This is a genomic window from Caldalkalibacillus thermarum (assembly GCF_014644735.1).
GTDB classification, from domain to species: Bacteria; Bacillota; Bacilli; order Caldalkalibacillales; family Caldalkalibacillaceae; genus Caldalkalibacillus; species Caldalkalibacillus thermarum.
Window position 1 is genome coordinate 1 of the sequence record NZ_BMKZ01000136.1, and the last position, 604, is coordinate 604.

A 604-nucleotide genomic window follows, 5' to 3' on the forward strand; every position below is an offset into this window, starting at 1 on the left:
AAAAACTGCATAACAAGTTCCGATATCCATTCTTTAAATTGTTTGTCCATCACTTATCGGTTGTCGTCAGAGAGTATCAGGAGGTTTACATCCCTCCCTACTTCTCCTCGACTTTTCCGTTTTGTTGATAGCAGTGAGTTGAACTATGGATTTCTAGAATCTCTATTCGTAATCAGCTATCCTTTCTCGACCCACCCGCTCGGCTATTTCCATTTTTTCAGTTATTATCAAATCATACAAAATGCAACTTCTAATTTTTTCCCTATAGCTTTTTGAGTTACTTGCTCTCCTCCTCCAACTTTTTTGAATGGATCATATATAGGTGCAATTTGAATCTTTAACATTTGTAGTTTTTACAGAGCGATTGGATCGATTGTCGGGCGAGCGAACAATGCCGCTTCCGGAACCATGTATGGGGCTGCGAAGCGGGTGATTGTTCGGTCACCGCCAGTCGAAAAGTGGATAAGCGACTTTTCCGTCAATGATATGTTAAACTTTTTCGTTGCATGTATATAGTTGTCTCTCCTAACTATCCTTCTTGATACCCTTTTATTCACCGCTTCAACTAATGTTATATCATCTAGCCACCGCCGCTTTATTCCCA

At 40.2% G+C, this 604-nt stretch carries 1 pseudogene; it reads right to left on the reverse strand.

The features are described 5' to 3' along the window. Nucleotides 1-353 precede the first annotated feature (353 nt). Nucleotides 354-604: pseudogene (locus IEW48_RS17345) on the reverse strand (hypothetical protein); the annotation flags it as partial.